Source organism: Endozoicomonas sp. ALD040 (genome assembly GCF_049275945.1).
Lineage (GTDB): Bacteria > Pseudomonadota > Gammaproteobacteria > Pseudomonadales > Endozoicomonadaceae > Endozoicomonas_A.
This window is the reverse complement of record NZ_CP184829.1, coordinates 1,286,992-1,305,670: the sequence shown is the minus strand read 5'-3', so window position 1 is coordinate 1,305,670 and position 18,679 is coordinate 1,286,992. Positions and strand designations below refer to the sequence as shown.

The following is an 18,679-nucleotide window of genomic DNA, read 5'->3' as shown; positions in this document are numbered from 1 at the left end:
ATCTCTGCCTTCTCGGGGATGACAAGGCCAGGGGAGCACCAGGCAGTATGGTTCTGGTGGTGAGTCAGTGTGGATTCCCGCCTTCGCGGGAATGACGAGAATGAAATCGGGAATGACAGGAGTGAAGGCGGGAATGACAGGAGTGAAGGCGGGAATGACAGGAGTGAAGGCGGGAATGACAGGAGTGAAGGCGGGAACCAGAGTTTTGCGACAGCCTCTCCTTCGCGGGAATGACGGGAGAATTGTCCCCTGTAGAGTGGATTTGGGTAACTGTCCTTACGGAACTTCCATCCTTTCTGAAGGTCTTACGCTTAAACAATTTCAGTACAGTCCTTCGGATAACAGGTGGGAGATTGACTATGGATGGTCGTATTGTTGGGCAAAAAAGCAAAGCTTTTCCTGATAATAATAATGTTCCGCCCGCCAAGAAAGCGAATCAGTACGCATCGGCAAAGATTGCAGAGGTCTGCTCAACCCCCCAACTCAATAGATCCTTACCTCCGATAATCTTGCCTGACAGGACGACAAGTCTTTTCTCAGCCAATTCCCCGCCCCCAATAACCCCTCATTCCTTCGATTTTCGTTTTGTTGCCAGTGACGATGAGGTTCGACAGCTTTTAGTTGCCGAAACCGGCGATAAATATCGGGATGTCGCCCTTATTTCTCATCCCGATGACCTCTCAAAGGCTAACCTGGTGAGCCGGTTGAGCATTTCCGGCGATGGTCGCCACACTCTGCGCTCAGGCAAGCTGTTCGAAGGTTCGCAGCCATTAACTTTGGTGATGGATATCAGAAAACTCACCAGCGCTGAACTGCCGAAATTTAACGATCTACTGGACCCGGATAATCCTTGTCTGTACGACAAAGTCAGGCACAGGAAACGTCCTCTGGGCAAGCATGTTTCTCTATTGGTGCTGGCGGCTCCTGAACAGTTGAGATCGGTTGGCAGACGTGGGGAAGCACCGGGGGCCGATGCACCGGGGGCCGACGCACCGGGGGCCGACGCACCGGGGGCCGACGCACCGGGGGCCGATTTCTGGCGGCGAATTAATCGACCGGGAAATACCTGGCAGTTCGATACTCAGACCGGCAATACCCCATCAATGACCAGCTGCAAGGCTCCCCCGATATTGCCTGAATACCCCAGTGCCGAAATTGCTCTGGATAATACCGTTCTTATTGACTGTCACTTGCACAATAACTGGCGACAGTTGCTTCTGGGCGGCCCCGGAGTGGATCAACAGGGGCGAATCCGGCACATTCCTGGCAGGCTTGAATCATTGAGGACCGGACAAACGGTGATTCTGAAAGGGGCCAACTGGCAGGATCTGACCTTTGAACAAACGATTCGACAGATACTGGCGCAACAGCGCTTTGAGAGCAATGGCAAGGTTTGTCAGTTATCCGACAATGTTCAGTTTTATCAAATGCCGGTAGGGAATGACGAACTTCATTCACTGTTCCAAAGCCTGTCCCGCTCTCGCGACAAAGAAGGTGACAAAGAAGCTGACAAAGGATCTGATAAAAAGCACGCACCACCAGGCCCGATCATTATTAACCAGGTTAATATCAGAGAATGGCTGAGCCCGATTGCCATTGCCCAGGGAGGCTATGCAGCCCCTAATACCTGTCTGTTGGAGCAAATTCAGGCGGGTGCTGCAGTGACCATAACGTCTCCCCTCACTGAGGCTCTCTGGTTTCGTTTGCTGGGTTCACTGCAGACTATTCGCGACACAACCGGCCTGACGCCCCGACTTCAGGTGGCTCATCCGGGACAGCAACCAGAAGCCCTGGGATTGGCAGAAAACCATGAACAACCTCTGTTCAATATCAGAGATCAGTCTGCTTTTAATGCAGTCACTTATCAGCAACAGGCCCAGGTAAGTCACTGGATCAATCATTACCCGCAAGCCCCCCTGGTTATTCAGGTGAATGAACAGACCAGCTTCAGCCAGCTTTTTGATAATATCCGTATCACCTCGGAACAAAAGGCACATTTTGGACGACATCAGAGTGGCTTGCAGCAGACATTAACCGCTGGCAAGCCGGTGGTATTGCGCGGGCTGGAGACTAACCCAACACTTCAGCAACTTCTGGAACCCCTGGCGGTTGGGCAACCTCTGTTGGTCAATGGCCAATTACAGGCCTACCCGCAGGCTAATGTCACCCTACTCTGGCCTGAGTCTGTGCAGAGCCCCTCTTCAATATTTAATTCGATGGTCGCCACGGCTAACCCCTGTCCTGAGGTCAATCTCTGGGATATCAATGCCCTCAGGCATGATATCTCCCGCACTGAACTGCCGGAACAGGCACTGCACTCACTTTACGAAGCGTTTGAAACCGTACCTGCCCACCTGTGTAACCCTCTGCCAGAAATGACCGAAGGCCTGTTGAATAACCTGATACTGGCTGCCCGACGAGCACAGCAGGTTGACCAGTCTCCTCAGCTCCTGACCCGCCATTGGCGCAAGGCCATCAACAGCGTCATCACCCATGGTGCCCGGCAGAATCCGTCAGTGCGGGATTTTATGAAAGTGGCTTGCTGGCACTTGTTACCGGACAAGACGACGGATGCCCATAAAAAGCCGGATGAGAATCAAGCCGCCTCGGTAGACGCGGATCTGTTAGCGACCATCATCAGTAGCACCCCGCGACTGAATAGAAAGTTTGTCAGGCAGAACCTGTGGCAGCTGGCCCGGGCCTTTGACCCGGCAGTCTTTAAAGATGCCAAATTACAACTGTCCTATGAAAGTCCATTTCCAGTGCAGGGTGAAAAAGAAGTTATGGACAGGCTCTGTGCCATAATCCTGGCCCACGCACCGGAAAAACAACGAAATGCTGTAGCCTATCAGCTGGCAGTCGATCCGGCGGCAACAAAGCCCTGGCAATCCTTAGCCACCAGACCAACCAGACAGATTAAACGTTTGCAAGATGCACTGGCTTCTGGCTGGCAGTTACTTCTGCCACCGGGGCAGACCCGATACGAAGCCATCCACACTCTGGCCAGCGATTGTGTTCACATGGCCAGAACAGCGAATTCTGAGGCAGAACCCGTTGAACGCATAGAAAATCGGCTGTCTGAATCACTGAAATGGTGGGGTTCTGCCGATGTGTCCCTGTCCGCACTGGCCCGGGATCTTTATCACGGCAAGATGAGTCAGGAGGATCGTGAAAACCGTCGATTATCCCGACTCCATGACCGGCTTAAAGACTCTCCCGTTATATTCCTCGAGGGGGAAACCGGCACCGGGAAAAGCTACTTTTCCGCCAAAATGGCGAGGGCTTCAGGACAGGCTGCGGTGATTTCCCTTGGACCTTCTGACAGCGAACAAACCCTGATGAAACGCTGGCAATGGCAACAACACGCCGACGGCGACCGCTCTATGGCGCAACAAAACCGGGCATTGATGGAATGGGCCAATACCGGAACTCACAAAGACGAAGGCTGTGTTGGAGGAAGCTATATCACCCTGGTGCTGGATGAGGCTAACCTGGCCCGGGCCGGATTGCTGGCGACATTGAACGGCTTGTGGGAAGCGCAACCCTGCATTTATGTGAATGGTCATCCTGTCAGGGTCAGCGAAAAACACCGGGTGATTCTCACCGGCAACCCGGATCATTATGCCGGACGCCAGCTGGACCCGGCCCTCAGGGAAAAACTGCCCAGGGCTTACTACCCACGCCTGGATCAGGCTTTCCTTCAGGATAGAGTGGTGGAACCGGCTCTGGTCAATCAGTTGCAACGGCATCTGCCAGAGCAGCAAATAAACGACATTGTACGCAATACTGTCGGAACTGTGATGGTGCTCTGGCAACATTATCAGGAGCTGTTGCCTGAGCATGACTTTACCCCCAGGGATTTAACGGATATCTGCAGTTGGGTGGGCTGGTATCTGGATCGTGCGCTGCCCGCAGATGACCCCGTTACCTCCGGACAAATCAACAGTTTGATCCAACAGGGCTTTCTGGATGTACTGGGTCCCGAAATTACCGGGACTCATCAGGATGCCCAGCTGGCACTGGAAATCTGGTTTGCTACCCGTTACGAACCGGAGAACAGCCTGAGTGACAAAGTTCATAATCACACCCTGTCAGATATTCAGCAGGCCTTCAAAACATTCAGCCAAGAGATCCGACCTGAGTTTGATACCTCCGGATCGGCAGTCATTGAACTGGTACAACGGCTTGGACAGGATTTAAGCCGCTGTCAGCAGGCTTATCATCTCAACATAAAACACGACGGAAGACAGGCGACACTGATTGAAGGACCGGTCGGACGGGGTAAAGATGTCACACTGAACCTGGTGATCGAAAGTTTCAGACAGCAGGCTGAACGACGGGGAGAATCCATGCCGGAGGTCTTTCTCCTGAATGCCTGTGATTGTTCCTGGGACAAGGTGTGTGAAGCGATCCAGACGGCAAAAGTCCATGGCGGCATAGTGGTTATTTCGGAAATGAATCTGATCGGCAGCCAGCATCTGGAAGGTGAGTTAAACGATATTCTGGCCGGTGACGCTCATCCGGGTTTCCACCTGTTCGCCACCATCAACCCTCCTGAGTACAGTGGGCGAAAACCTTTATCACCGGCCCTGAAAGGGCGTTTTCGACATTTGCCCATCCGGCAGTATAACCGGGCCGAATTGCAGACCATCGCTGAGAAAGTGTTGCCACAGACCCCAAAAGGGAAAATGGTGGCTGAATGGCTGACTCAGCAACATTGTCGATTGAGGACTTACCTGCAACGCAATAACTTGCCGTTACAGCCCTCCAGCCTTGATTTACAGAATGTCGCCAGGGCTGTTATCAGAAGGGGCGACTTTAGCGAAAAAGGACTTTATCAATGCCTCGATCAGCACTACCGACTTTATCTGATGGCCGCTGACCTGTCAGTGGAGAAACTGCCTGAGTCATTGGCTCTTGCCATGGGTAAAAGTGAGCCTGATTTCAGACTTTGCCAATGGTTCAACCAAATGGTATCGGGCATTGACCGTCCGTGGTTAATACGACGCAGTGATCTCAACAGTATTGATGAAAAACGCCATGAAATTCGTTTCAAGGCTCGTCTGACTGAAAAGGCAGCCAGAACGGCAATCATCAGGATGATGGCTCAGGCAAAGTGGCTGGCATCTGGTCTTTCCCTGAAGCCCGATCCTTCGGACGATATTTTCACCGGAGCACTGTACCGATACTGGCAGCACCGCTGGTTTAATCATGAGTTTGGCCGGACAGGTGTAGACGCTGATAGTGTATTTCCACTGACCGAAGAGGAAAAACAAACGTTGAAATTACCGGCATCCCAGCCTTATCTGCGAGAGGCCGATCAGCGGATAGTCCCATTGAACGCCCACGAAGTTCAGTTATGTCCCGGGTTTTGGCATCAGATAAGGGATCTGCCAAACCATTGGGTGGAGAGGTCTATGAGCGAAGCGTTCGAAACCGGCGATGATAAGGCTCCTGAACAATACGATCCGGAAGTCCAACAGAAACAGACTCCGACATTGGACCAGGACACGAACTATGAAAATCAGGAGAAGCCACCCGTTAACGTCCATAAAATTTTTAATACGCAGACCCCTTCTTTCCATATGTATCGCTGGTGGGCAAAGGAGATTTACGTGACTGCTGAAGGTGATGTCAAACGGATCGTCATTAATGACAAACCCACTCTTGGGATTGAAACCCTCATACCTGCCCGGTTACCAGGGCATGATCAGGAAGTGACATTAGCCGAAGATCAGACGCTGGCGACCCTCAAGAGATCATCCTGCAACGGTCAATTTGACTTGCCCAGCCTGACGCCTGACGACTATATCGTGGCTTTGCGTATCGAACCCGATTTGCCATTTACCCTGGTCAGGGATCGATATACCGGGCTTCACTCACTGACTATTCCAGAGGCCAGCGCCTGGCAGAGTATTCAATTTTCTTACGTCGTAGAACCCAGAAAAACGAGCACTAAAGGAACCCGGCCTGAACGGTCAATAGATTCCGACAGCCAGTGTTCAGAGGCTATGAAAAATGTACTGGATGAGCTGTTTACGACCACTGACCAATACCCAGCCGAAGTAGAGGCGCTTTTACAGACAATGAAAAGCACTGAGGACACGAGGCAACGCATTAAGGCGATCACTGACTATTGCCAGCAGTTTTCTGGTAAGGCCCGACCCGAGAGTAGTGACAATTTCTTTCAATTCCTCGTCACACAGCGGCAAGGTAGCTGTCGTCATCGTGTGCCTGTTTTTATCGCTTTTTGTCGTTATTTCGGGATTCCATGTCGGCAAATAAGCAACCTTGTCCACAGCTTTGCTGAGTATTCTGTGGATAGAGGCCAAACCTGGGAGCCAGTGGATTTGGGCGGTGAGCCTATGCAGACAACAGAAATCACACCTGACTTCCAGCCCACCCGGAAGAGCGGTAGTTCCGGCACTGCATCAAAGAAAATTAAGGATCTCCTGAAAGGAACTGATTCAGCACAACAGCAAGCTCTGGCCAAAGCCTGCGGTATCAGTTTTGAGGAACTGAACAAAGCCCTTGAGAGAAACAATGCATTACCAGACACAAATCCAGGTACTTTCGAAATGGTTAAGAATCTCTGGAAAGAAAAAGATTTAGCCGGTTTTTCCATGGGTGTCTCAATGTTGGAGACAAAAACATTGGGCCATCTGGAAAAGCAATTAATCGGTGATGTACATGACCCCGATGGGTATACCTGGAAACCGATGTCGGAGGCAGTCAAACAAATCTTATCCAGCAGTGCTGCAAATCAGGTCATTGAACCACTCAAGTCATTGCACTCAAAAATGATTATTCAGTGCGGAGCAGACCCCTGCCAGTGGCTGAGTTCAATGATGGATATACTGAAATACAGTGACTTGGCCAACCCTGCGGTTATTCACTTTGCCTGGGAAGCACTGCAATCGGGTTGGCTGGATCCATTGTCTGTCTACGAACACCATATTGTGGGAGCCCATGAACATCACGATCTATTGGCGTGTCTGGAAGGCATCGATGAACTCAAGGTTAATGCCGCCCACTGCCTGAAAAAGTGGTACAGGGAATTGTTGTCCAGGGAAAAAAATAGTCAGGTATGGCGTCTGGGTTATAAAGACTTCCAAAGTGAAGAGGGTAATGTCCCGTTCATCACTCATTGTCATGGCGGATTTTCACCATTCCTTGAAGATAAAATGGCCAGTCAATCTTTACAAAACATCTGGACGGACGAACCTGAGGGCATTCCGAATATAGAACGAATGCTGGTGCACCTCCCCGCATTTGTGAAGTTAACCCCGGGCACTGCGAACTGCCGTCCGGTGATTATTATGGGAAGACCTTCCTTCCGCAGCGAAGTGATGGATAAAAAGATCGAAACCCTGTTAGCCAGGAACAACCCCGACTTGAAGCAGTTATTGGAAAAGATCAATCAATATGAGGCAAAGGAAAAACAACTCCAACATGAGCTGGATGCAGTGGATAGTTCTTATCCTGATAGTGAAATGGATGTTGACTGCATGGAGAAAAAAAAACGTGCCATCAAGCGCAGTTACGAACCCACTCTGAAGTCCCTTGAGGTGTCATGGGAGGACAGAAAGCTTTTGCATGTTTTAAAATTCAAATGTACGCAAACGATTGAGCAGGCTGTCATTCATTACCTGTATGAAGTGACACACACAAAAGGCAGTTGCCTGACGTATTGTTGGGCCAATGCTTACATCGGGGACTCCAGGGACCCCGACTACTATGGCGCTCATGACCCGGCTTCAGCAGAAGAGCTGTTTTTCATGATGTGTAATATTGATAGTTCTTTATCGTTTCAGAAATCTATCAAGGATAGCTGTTTAAAACAGGCACTCAACGCCAATAACGCTCTGGTACTCAAATCCGATGAGCTGTTAAAAATTGCCGAAGAGTTTTTGAATCGCATGAATTTGAACTCGATCTATAAATCGTTGAATATGTGTTAGGTGTCTCTGTGCACCAAACAACTCGCTTGTCGGGGACTGGCTTTGCCAGCCCGTCAGCTCTGGTGTTAGCGGCTACCCAAGATTTTAACTGGGGATGTAAATGAAGATAGAAGAACATATTTATCGGTCGGAGTCTTTTGTAGAGCTTATCGAAGACGCAGTTGAATTTATGATAAATACGCCGTTTGAAAAACTTCCACCGGAGGTCAAATTCGCAGGCGGTGGCGTATATGTACTTTATTACAAAGGGGATTTTCCACAGTACAGAAAGATCTATAGCAAAACTCCAGATCTTCCAATTTATGTGGGTAAAGCAGTACTGCCGGGATGGAGGCAAGGTCGGGGTAGTCTTAAAGAAAATGATTCCGCTTTATACAGAAGGTTAAACGAGCACGCGAGAAGCATTAATGCTGCGGAGAATCTTCAGATTGAAGATTTTTCATGCAGGTTTATCGTGTTACAAGATCAGGAAGCTGACCTTATAAGTACTGTGGAAGCGGCGATGACTCGCAGGTATAATCCTTTTTGGAACTCTCATATAGATGGGTTTGGCAATCATGATCCCGGTAAGGGGAGGTATGAGCAAGCAAAATCTGAATGGGACGTGCTTCATCCCGGCAGAGTTTGGGCTGATCGACTAAAAGGTACGCCACCGAATGAGAATAAAGTTGAAGAAAAAATAGGTATTTATCATGTCCAAAAATCAACCTAACTCAGTCGAGCTATTTTCTGGAGCAGGCGGGTTAGCTTTGGGGTTGGCAAACAGTGGCTTTAAGCATGAAATGCTCGTTGAATTTAATAAAGATGCTGTAAACACACTGTTAAAGAATCATGATGAGGGACAAGCTCAAATAAAAAGCTGGGATATCCAGCATGAAGATGTAAGAAATATATCATTCCAAAAATATAGAGGCAGTCTTTCTCTCGTTGCAGGTGGCCCTCCCTGCCAACCATTTTCTTTAGGTGGAAAGCACAAGGCGTTTAACGATAACAGAGATATGTTTCCTCAAGCTGTTCGAGCAGTAAGAGAGTCAAGGCCTGACTCTTTTATATTTGAAAATGTTAAGGGATTGCTGAGAAAAAATTTCAGCACATATTTTGAATACATAATATTGCAATTATCTTACCCAAATATCTCTAAGGCAGATGGCGAAGACTGGGAGAGTCATTTAGCGCGACTCGAAGAAACTCACACGAAAGGCAAATATAGAGGTCTTAAATACAATGTCGTGTACAGACTTCTGAATGCTGCAGATTATGGTGTTCCTCAAAAAAGAGAGCGAGTTTTCATTGTTGGCTTCCGTAATGATTTAAATGTCGAGTGGAGTTTTCCCAAGGCTACTCACTCTCAAGATGCATTGCTATGGGATCAATGGGTTACTGGAGATTACTGGAAGCGCCTCAAGGTTTCTAAATTCGATAGGCCAAAACTAAATCAAAACCCAGAGAAAATTGCTTCACGTCTTCAAAAAAAGTATGGGCTATTCCAACCTGAAGAAAAACCATGGGTTACTGTCAGGGACGCTATACAAGATTTACCTTCGCCTAAAAGAAAGAATGATTTTAACAACCATGTATTTAAAGATGGTGCCAAATCATATCCTGGTCACACAGGAAGTCCCATCGACGAGCCTTCTAAAACATTAAAAGCGGGAGATCATGGTGTCCCCGGCGGGGAAAATATGGTTCGCTTTAATGATAATTCAATTAGGTATTTCACCGTACGTGAGGCTGCAAGAATTCAAACATTTCCTGATGATTATCATGTTGCCGGAGTATGGAGTGAGTGCATGAGGCAAATTGGTAACGCCGTTCCCGTCACACTAGCTGAAGTAGTAGCAAAGAGTGTCTATCAAGTCATTGCCCCTAACAAGTCAAAGCACTCGGTGGCAGCATAGCTGCGCCGGTGTTTTCGGCGCTATGCATATTGGCAAACTCTTCAGTAAGCTTATCTTCGTTATTCGTTCCGACATCTGTATCTATCTGAAATTAAAACAAAAAGCTCTTTACACATAACTGTGTATGGAAAGGTTTGCTTGCAGTGTGTGTGCGTGTGTATACTTCTGTTATGCAAGTTTAGGGAGGTCGAATGACTTCGGACGAACTAAGAAAAGAACTTGAAGCCAGGGGTTGCAGGTTCTTAAGGCAAGGCAAAGGCTCTCATGAGATATGGATAAACAAGGAAGGGAAAAGAACTTCCGTTCCTCATCCGAAAAGGAAACTTGGAAAGGGGCTTGTAACAAAGTTGCTGAAATGGGCAGGGGAGTGATCTCCCCCTCAGAATCGATAAAGAAATTATATTAATGTGAGGCAAGACATGTTATTTAAAATTGGTATAGAAAAAGCGGAAGACAATAACACAGCCTATGGTATTGTAATTCCTGCTCTGTGCAATGATAAATACTCAGCCTATTCTGCAGCTGATGAGTTTGATGATATTGTAAAAAATGCAAAAGATGCCGCATTTACAGTTATGGAAGAGATGGCTCTTAATGGAGAATTAGATCTATCTCAAATTGCATTTTCAAACAAACAAGATTATTCGAATAATCCTGATTATGAAGATTTTACCGAATGGGCTTTTATAGATATTGAAGTAGATGAAGTTCTGGGAAAGCAAAAAAGAATCAATGTCAGCATGTCTGATCTTCTTATTGCTCATATAGATCAAATCGTTAAGAGTGGTGGAAAGTACAAAGATCGAAGTGATTTTTTGACGCAAGCAGCATTACATCAAATAACTGGTGCAACCTTATAACAAGTAAAACCATCTCCTGACAAACGACATGTACACGGACAAAAAATAGAACGCGCATAACGAACTCGCTTGGCGGGGTCAGCTACGCTGCCCGTCAGCACTGGGATATCAGTTCATGATGCGTTTTTTGAGATCGCTGACTTTCTTCTCCGCTGACTTTCTTTCCTCACCAGGGATAATCATCAAAACGGAACTTTAGTACTTTCTTAAGGTCAAATAATTAAACAGCTTTAATTTATTCCTGCAAATGACTGTAGGGAGGAAGATTGACTATGGATGGTCGTATTGGTGAGAAAATAAATTACCCCGTTCCTGATGGTGGCATGCCAGCCAGGGGAGCAAGTCTGTATTTATCGTCAAAAAATACGGATGTCTGCCCTGGTGTAACGCCCAAACTCAATGGATCGGCACCTCCGGTTGCTTCGCCGGACAGAGTGAGAACCGTATCTTCAAAGGACTCCGCGACTCAAAGGCCCCCTCACGCCTTCGATTTTCGTTTTGTCGCCAGTAATGATCAGGTGCGACAGCTTTTAGTTGCCCAGACCCGCGATGAACATCGGGAAGTCACCCTTATTTCTCATCCCGATGACCTCTCACAGGCTAACCTGGTGAGCCGACTGAGCATTTCCGGTGATGGTCGCCACAGGCTGTATCCGGGCAAACTGTTTGAAGGTTCACAGCCATTTACCCTGGTAATAGATATCCGAAAGCTCGCCAGCAAAGCACTGCCAAAATTTAACGACCTGCTGGACCCCGATAACCCCTGTCTGTACGACAAAGTCAGCCGTAAGAAACGCCCCCTGGGCAAGCATGTTTCTCTATTGGTCGTGGCAGACCCTGCACAGTTGGCATCAGTTGGCCATTGTGAAGATGCTTCGGGGGCCGGCGCTCCGGCGGCCGGCGCACCGGGTGCTGACTTCTGGCGGCGAATTAATCGACCGGGCAATTCCTGGCATTTCGATGCTCAGGCCGGCAATGCCCGGGCAATAAACATCGACAGTGTTCCTCCGGTATTGGCTGAATTCTCTCCCGCTGAGAGCACCATGGATAACGACAATACCCTTGTTATTGACTGTCACCTGCACAGCCACTGGCGACAGTTGCTTCTGGGCGGCCCCGGAGTGGATGAAAAAGGGCGAATCCGGCACCTGCCCGGCAGACTTGAGTCATTAAAGGCCGGACAACGAGTGATTCTGAAAGGCGCCAACTGGGATGATCTGGCCTTTGAACAGACGATTCGACAGATGCTGGCGCAACAGAGCTTCGAGAGCAACGGCAAGATTTGTCAGTTACCCGACAATGTTCAGTTTTATCAGATGCCGGTAGGGAAGGACGAGCTTCATTCATTCTACCAAAGCCTGTTTCACTCTTATAAAGAAGATGACAAAGGACTTGATAAAAAGCACGCACCACGAAACCCGATCATCATTAACGAGAATAATATCACGGATTGGCTGAGCCCCATTGCAATTGCTCCCGGAGGCTATGCCACCCCTAACACCTGTCTGTTGGAGCAAGTTCGGGCGGGTGGTACCGTCACCGTCACGTCTCCCCTCACTGAGGCAGAATGGTTTTGTTTACTGGGCTCACTGCAGACTATTCGCGAAACGACTGGTCTGGAGCCCCGACTTCAGGTGGCGCATTGGAAAAAGCAGCCGAATGCCCTGGGATTGACAAAAAACGATGAGCACCCTTTGCCCGGGAGCCAACAGCCACAGAAAAAAGTTAAAGATCATGCTGCTTTTAATACCTTCACTTATCAGCAACATGCCCAGGCAAGTCATTGGCTGAATAATCAGCGGGGAGCACCTCTGGTTATTCAGGTCAATGAACAAACCAGCTTCAGTGAGCTATTTGATAATATCCATATCACCTCGGAACAAAAGGCCCATTTTGGACGACGTCAGAGTAAATTGCAGGAGGCATTAATCGCTGGCACGCCGGTTATTTTTCGGGGACTGGAGAGTAATCCGGAGCTTCAGCAGCGTCTGGAACCTCTGGTGGTTGGCCAGCCTCTGTTGCTCAATGGCCAATTGCAGGCCTACCCACAAGCTCATATCACAGTACTCTGGCCTGATTCTGCAAAAAGCCCGTCTTCGGTATTTCGTGCAATGGTTGCCAGGAGTAAGCCGTGTCCCAAGGTTGATCTTTGGGGTATCAGCGCCTCCAGGCATGGTATCGCCCGAACCGAGGTGCCAGAACAAGCACTTGATAAACTTTACGAAGCGTTTAAAACCGTACCTGTTGGCCTTTGTAATGCTCTGCCTGAAATCACCGAAGGGTTGTTGAATAATCTGATACTGGCTGCCCGGCGGGCAAAACAGGTGGACCAGTCCCAACAGCTTTTACCCCGCCACTGGCGCAAAGCCATCAATAGCGTCATCACCCATGGCACCCGGCAAAATCCATCCGTGCGTGATTTTATGAAAGTGGCTTGTTGGCACTTGTTACCGGATAACACGCCGGATGCTCATCAGAAGCCGCAAGAGGCTCAGGCCGCCTCGGTAGACCCGGATCAGTTAACTGCCATCATCAACAGTGCCCGGCATTTGGATAGAGAGTTTGTGGAGCAGAACCTATGGCCACTGGCCCGAGCCTTTGACCCGGCAGTATTTAAAGGTACCGAATTACAACTGTCCTATAAAAGTCCGTTTCCACAATCGGCTGACAAAAAAGCTCTGGACAGGCTCTGTGCCATGATCCTGGCCCATGCGCCTGAACAACAACGACAGACCATAGCCTATCAGTTGGAAGTTGATCCGAAGGCAACAGAGCAATATTCATCGTTAACCATCAGGCCAGAAAGACAGATCAAACGTTTGCAGGACGGACTGGCTTGCGGCTGGCATTTACCTTTGTCACAAGGGCAGATCCGATCCGATGCCATTCAGGCTCTGGCCACCGATTGTTTCCACATGGCCAGAACAACGAATTCCGAGGCAGAGCGCATTGAACGTATTGAAAATCGACTGTCTGAATCACTGAAATGGCAGGGTTCCGCTGATATGCCCCTGTCAGCACTGGCCCGGGATCTTTATCACGGCAAGATAAGTCAGAAAGATCGTGAAAGTCGTCGATTATCGCGACTCCATGACCGGCTTACGGACTCTCCCGTTATATTTCTGCAGGGAGAAACCGGCACCGGGAAAAGTTACTTTTCAGCAAAGATGGCAGAGGCTTCAGGACAGGCTAAGGTCATTTCCCTTGGACCTTCCGACAGCGAACAGACCCTGATGAAACGCTGGCAGTGGCGGGAGCATACCGATGGCGACCGCTCTATGATGCAACAAAACCGGACTCTGATGGAATGGGCTACTATCCCAGAGGACACAGATGGAGAATACATTACTCTGGTTCTGGATGAAGCCAACCTGGCTAAAACCGGATTACTGGCGTCATTGAACGGCTTATGGGAGCCAAAGCCTTGCATCTATGTCAATGGTCACCCTGTTCCGGTCAGCCCAAAACACCGGGTGATTCTCACCGGCAATTCGGATCATTACTCCGGGCGCCAGCTCGATCCGGCCCTGAAAGAGAAACTGCCCAGGGCTTATTACCCACGCCTGGATCAGGCTTTCCTTGAGGACAGGGTGGTGGAACCGGCTCTGGTCAATCATTTATCACAACGGCATCTGCCGGAGCAGCAAATAAACGACATTGCACGCAGTGCCACCAAGAGCCTGATGGCTCTGTGGCAATATTATCAGGAGCTGTTGCCCGAGCATGAGTTTACCCCCAGGGATTTAACCGACATCTGTAGCTGGGTGGGTTGGTATCTGGATCGTGCGTTGTCGGAAGGCGACAGTGTTAGCTGTGAGCAAGTGAACAGTTTGATCCAGCAAAGTTTTCGGGATGTACTGGGTCCCGAAATCAGCGAGACTCAACAGGATGCCCTTTCGGCACTGGAAATCTGGTTTGCTGCCCGTTACCACCCGGACAACACCCTGCGCGACAAAGTTCATAACTACACCCTGCCAGATATTCAGCGAGACTTCGGAGCATACACCAAAAAATTCCGACCTGAGTTTGATGCCTCCGGATCGGCAGTCATTGAACTGGTGCAAGGGCTGGGACAGGATTTAAGCCGCTGTCAGCAGGCTTATCATCACGACAGAAAACACGGCGGACGACAAGCAACGTTGATTGAAGGCCCAGCCGGGCGGGGTAAGGATGCCACGCTGAACCTGATGATTGAAAGTGTCAGACAGCAGGCCAGGCAACGGCAAGAATCCATGCCAGGGGTCTCTCTCCTGAATGCCTGTGATTGTTCCTGGGATAAAGTGTGTGAAGCGATCCAGAAAGCAAAAGTGGAAGGCGGCATCGTGGTGATTTCGGAAATGAATCTGATCGACAGCCAGCATCTGGAAGGTGAGTTAAACGATATTCTGGCCGGTGACGCCCATCCGGGTTTCCACCTGTTTGCCACTATCAACCCACCTGAGTACAGCGGGCGAAAACCCTTATCACCGGCGCTGAAAGGACGTTTTCGGCATTTGCCGATCCGCCAGTATAACTCGACAGAATTGCAGAACATTGCCAAGAAAGTGTTGCCAAACTCCCCAAAAGGGAAATTCGTCGCCAAATGGCTGACTGAAAAACATTGTCGTTTAAGGGCCTGCCTGCAACGCAAAGACCTGCCGTTACAGCCCACCAGCCGCGATTTACAGAATGTCGCCATGGCTGTCAAAAGAGGAGGCAATTTTAGCGAAAAAGCACTTCGTCAATGCCTCAATCAGCACTACCGGCTTTACCTGATGGCTGCCAACCTGTCGCTGGAGGAACTGCCGAAGTCACCGGCTCTTGTCATGGGTAAAGGAGCACTTGATTCCGGACTTTGCAAATGGCTCAACGAAAGGGTATCGGGCATTAGTCGTCCATGGTTGATACGACGCAGTGATCGCAACAGTATTGATGAAAAACACCATGAGATTTGTTTCAAGACCGGTCTGACTGGAAAAAAAACCAAAACAGAAATCATCAGGATGGTCGCTCAGTCACAATGGCAGGCATTCGGTCTTTCCCTGAATCCGGACCCGTCGGACAATGCTCTCACCCGGGCACTGTACCGACACTGGCAGCAAAGCTGGTTTGATCGTAAGTTTGACAAGACGGGCATTGACGCCAATAGCGTATTTCCCCTGACGGAAGAAGAGAAAAAAACGCTAAAATTACCCGCTTACCGGTCTTGTCTTCAGGAAGCTGATCAGCGGATAAGCACATGGAACGCCAATGCAGTTCAATACGGGTCTGCGTTTTGGCACCAGATGGGTGCTCTGCCGAACCAGCGGGTGGACGATTATACTAACAAAGCCTCAGCCATCAATGCTGATGAGGCTCATGAAAAATTCATCGAGGAACTCTCCGAGAAAGATTTCATAGGCCTGGAACGAGACACGGACTATGAGTGCGAGAAGAAGCCACGAGTTAAGAGTGAAATAGTTTTTAAGACTCAGCACCATCCTTCCCATATGTATCGCTGGTGGGCAAGTGATGTTTGTGTGTCCGACAAGGGTAATATTAGAACGGTCGATATTAATGACCTGCACTTCCTGGAGGTCGAAACTCTCACACCTGACCCTTTACCAGGAGGGCGTGATCAGGAATTGATCTTAGCCAGCAATCAAACCCTGGCGACCCTCAAGATGTCATCAGAAGATGGTCAATATGAATTACCCAGCCTGACGCCTGATGACTATATCGTGGCCCTGCGTATAGAACCCGATTTGCCATATACCCTGAAAAGAGACAAATATACCGGGCTTCACACGCTGTTTATTCCAAAGGCCAAAGCTAATAAGGGGCGGCGTATTCAAATTTCTTATGTCGTAGAATCCAGAGAACCGGACTTGGAAGCATCGGCTAAAGAAGCTCGCTCAAAACGATCGATAAGGTTTCACACCCGCTGTTCAAAAGGGATGAAAAAAGTACTGAAAGGACTGTTTACGAACATTGACCAACAACCACCTGAAATACAGGAGCCTTTGCGGAAAATAGCAGACGCTCAAGACACGGCAGAACGCATTCAGGCAATCAAGGAGTATTGTCGGCAGTTTTCCGGGGTGACTAAACCAAAGCGCGGGGAGAATTTCTTTAAATTCCTGGTAACACAGCGGCAAGGGCGTTGTCGTCATCGTGCGCCTGTTTTTGTCGCTCTTTGCCGTTATTTCAAGATTCCATGTCGGCAAATGTTTAACAATACACACGCCTTTGCCGAGTGTTCCGAGGATGGAGGCCAAACCTGGCTGTCAGTGGATTTGGGCGGAGCGCCCACAAAGAACACAAAAGTGATACCAAAATTTCAGCGCACCAGAACGTTGCAAAGTACCAGCGCTGAGTTAAAGACATTTAAGAATCTCCCGGAAGGGGCAGATTTATCACAACAGCAAACTCTGGCTAAAGCCATGAGTACGAGCCCCGAGAAACCGGGCAAACCTTTTCTGACAAACAGTGCATTGCCAGAAAGAATTCCAAGCATTTTCAAGATGGTAAAAAAACTTTGGGGAGAAAAAAATTTAACCAGTTTTGCCATGGGTATCTCAGCGTTATCAGAGACAAAAGCGTTGAGTAATGACGACAAGAAATTGCTCGGTACTGTGGCTCGCGACGATCAGGATGAGAACAGTAAAAGTCATAATGATAAACCGATGTCGGAGGCTCCGATCGATTCTGTGCAAATCGACGATTGGGAATGGGACGGGAGGAGTCGCGATTATGAACCGATGTCTGAGGCAGTCATACAAATCTTGCTCGACAATGATGAAGATCAGGTCACTGAACAACTCGAGTCATTGTACTCAAGAATGATTATTCAGGGCGGAGCAAATCCTAACAACTGGTTGAGATCAATGGTGTCTATATTGGGTCAGAGCGACCTGACCAAACCGTCGGTTATTCACTTTGCCCTTAAAGCCATGGAATCGGGTTGGCTGGATCCAGTGCCAGATTATGACATAAATATTATCAGAGCCTCTGAACATCATGAGCTACTGGAAGCTCTGGAAGGCATCGATGAGCTGAAGGTTAAAGCCACCCATTGTCTGAGAAAGTGGTATGAAGCATTGTTGTCCAGGGAAAAACACAGTAGGGTGTGGCGTTTGAATTATGAACACTACCAGAGGCAAGAACCTGACACCTTGTTCGTCACTCATTGCCATGACGGGTTTTCGTCATCCCTTGAAAATCAAATTGCCCATCATTCTATAGAAGACGTCTGGACGAACAATCCTGAGGGCATTCCGAATATAGAACGAATGCTGGTGCAACTGCCTGCTTTTTCACAGTTAAACTCGGGCAGGGAAAAACACCGTCCGGCAATTATTATCGGTTGCCCCAAATGGGACGAAATTGCAATTAAGGAAAAGGTTCAAGCCCTGCTGCAACGAAAAGCAGAGAACAGGCCGGAGTTGAAGCAGATATTGGAAAAAGCCAATCAGATTCTGCCCCCCCTCAAGGTGTCGGACGAGGAGAAAAAAATTCTTGATGACTTCACAAACAAATGCGAGCAAGCGATCAGACATGCCTTCAGTCATTATCTTTACGAAGTGACACAGTCAAAAGGCGGTCGCTTAACGTATTGTTGGGTTGACGCTGTCATGCATTCTCACAGAAACCGTGACAGCGATAACTTTGACTATGGCGCTCATGATCCATCCTCACCAGAGGAGCTGTTTGCCATGATGTCTGATATTTGTAGCTTTAGCCATCGAGAGAAACTTGTTAAGGACGCCTACTTGCGACAGGCACAAAACGCCAGTGATGCCCTGGTACTGAGGTCCGATGAGCTGACATTCATTGCCAAAGAGTTTTTGAGCAGCATGAACCTGAATTCGATGGCTGACTCATTGGATATCAGAACATAGTCTGGTCACGATGAGTTTTTCGAGGTCGTTGACTTGCTTCAATGGTTACAGGCAACTGTCCAAATGGAACTTTCATCCAATCTCAAGGTCAAATAACTGTA

At 48.8% G+C, this 18,679-nt stretch carries 7 protein-coding genes; all 7 read left to right on the top strand.

The features are described from left to right. Positions 1-69 precede the first annotated feature (69 nt). The 7 genes from ACOJUN_RS04155 (at position 70) to ACOJUN_RS04125 (ending at position 18,578) form a co-directional block, all read left to right on the top strand. Positions 70-234 carry a hypothetical protein gene (locus ACOJUN_RS04155; protein ID WP_422135410.1) on the top strand — a complete coding sequence of 55 codons (165 nt, stop codon included), beginning with the start codon at positions 70-72 and terminating at the stop codon, positions 232-234. Positions 235-359: 125 nt separating this feature from the next. Further along, complete coding sequence (locus tag ACOJUN_RS04150; protein ID WP_422135409.1) at positions 360-7,961, top strand: AAA family ATPase; 7,602 nt, start codon at positions 360-362, stop codon at positions 7,959-7,961. 100 nt (positions 7,962-8,061) lie between these two features. Next, positions 8,062-8,673 carry an Eco29kI family restriction endonuclease gene (locus ACOJUN_RS04145; protein WP_422135408.1) on the top strand — a complete coding sequence of 204 codons (612 nt, stop codon included), beginning with the start codon at positions 8,062-8,064 and terminating at the stop codon, positions 8,671-8,673. Beyond that, entirely contained in the window at positions 8,654-9,859 is a 1,206-nt protein-coding gene (locus ACOJUN_RS04140) for a DNA cytosine methyltransferase (RefSeq protein WP_422135407.1), read from the top strand. The genes ACOJUN_RS04145 and ACOJUN_RS04140 overlap by 20 nt, the downstream gene beginning before the upstream one ends. A 191-nt stretch (positions 9,860-10,050) precedes the next feature. Continuing rightward, entirely contained in the window at positions 10,051-10,230 is a 180-nt protein-coding gene (locus ACOJUN_RS04135) for a type II toxin-antitoxin system HicA family toxin (protein ID WP_422135406.1), read from the top strand. A gap of 48 nt (positions 10,231-10,278) precedes the next feature. Next, positions 10,279-10,719, top strand: coding sequence for a type II toxin-antitoxin system HicB family antitoxin (locus ACOJUN_RS04130; protein ID WP_422135405.1), 441 nt, complete (start codon positions 10,279-10,281; stop codon positions 10,717-10,719). Between the two features lie 272 nt (positions 10,720-10,991). Further along, positions 10,992-18,578 carry an AAA family ATPase gene (locus ACOJUN_RS04125; RefSeq protein ID WP_422135404.1) on the top strand — a complete coding sequence of 2,529 codons (7,587 nt, stop codon included), beginning with the start codon at positions 10,992-10,994 and terminating at the stop codon, positions 18,576-18,578. Positions 18,579-18,679 lie beyond the last annotated feature (101 nt).